General features: G+C 62.0%; 1 protein-coding gene. It reads left to right on the top strand.

Annotation, left to right across the window (positions count from 1 at the left end):
- Positions 1-1,361, top strand: a 1,361-nt coding sequence (locus tag HLH28_RS17835; protein WP_182961940.1) for a TonB-dependent siderophore receptor, incomplete at both ends; no start/stop codon positions are given.

Here is a 1,361-nt window from a genome sequence, read left to right as displayed (position 1 = left end):
ACGGTGACCGTCCATGGCCGTCATGCGGCGGATGGCACGGCCGCGAAATATATGAACAAGAGCGTCTATCTCGGCCCGCTGGGCAATCGGGACACGCTGGATACGCCTTATTCCGTCATGGGCGTTCCGCATGACGTCGTGGTCAATCAGCAGATCCGCAACATCAACGACATGGCGCAGTACCTGCCGTCGGTGCAGCTGGAAATCCGGGGCGACCCCAATACGTCGCGCCCGCAGTCGCGCGGGTTCGAGGCCGACGTGGTATCCAATTCCCGCCTGGACGGGCTGAACGTGGTGTCCACCACCCCCTATCCGGCCGAATGGGTCGATAACCTGCAGGTCCTCAACGGCCTGGCCGGGGCGATGTATGGACCGGAAAACCCGGCTGGCGTCTTCGAATATACGCTCAAGCGCCCGACCGACCGGCGGACCGAACGGCTTTCGGTCGGTGCGGATTCCATCGGCACCCCCATCGTCAATGGCGATGTCTCCGGCCGTGTCGGCAGGAACGGCTGGTTCGGCTACCGGCTGAACATGCTGCATGCCAACGGCACGGGCTATGCGTCGGGAAGCTGGATCCGGCGCGAGATGGTCAGCGCCGATTTCGATATCCATCTGGACGACAAGACGGTTATCGAACTTGACGCCAGCCATTATACCTACGCCGCACGCGGCCTGGCACCCGGCTTCGGCATTTCTGCCGGCACGGCCGCCAATCCGACCGGCATCGGAGGGCAACTGCCCGAGGCACCGGACCTGGGGAGGCGCCTGGCGCCTGACTGGAGCGGTTACAACATGGAGACCAATACGTTCCTGGCCAAGATCAGGCACGAGATCAACAGGGACTGGAGCTTTACGCTGGGCGGGCTGTACCAGGATGCCATGCGCCAGTCCTTCGGCATCAGCGATACGCTGACCGCGGCCGACGGCACCGATGGATTCTATACGTCGAAAGCCACGGCGACAACGACGGCGAACGATTTCCGCGTCGGCAGCAACATGGCGTACTTCAACGGTCGCATTTATACCGGGCCGATCAGGCATGACCTGGTCATCGGCACCAACGGCTACATGATGGGAAATTATAACCCGACGACTGCCGTAACACCCGCGCAGAGCCTGGGCACATACAATATGTATGGTGCCGCGCCGACCAACGGCACGCAGCCCTATTACAAGGGGCGCTACAAATCCAGCAGCATCGTCAGCCAGTCCTTTATCGTGGGCGATACGCTGACGATCGACAGGCACTGGTCGATCATGGGCACGCTGGCCTGGAGCTGGATCGACCAGAAGGGGGCGCTGAATGCCAGCAGCGCACTGAAGAAAACCTTTTCGGCCGACGCGGCTTTCAGCCCGAC

Source organism: Gluconacetobacter tumulisoli (assembly GCF_014174155.1).
Classification (GTDB): domain Bacteria; phylum Pseudomonadota; class Alphaproteobacteria; order Acetobacterales; family Acetobacteraceae; genus Gluconacetobacter; species Gluconacetobacter tumulisoli.
The sequence above is the reverse complement of the archived record's forward strand: the minus strand, read 5'-3'. Positions and strand labels throughout refer to the sequence as shown.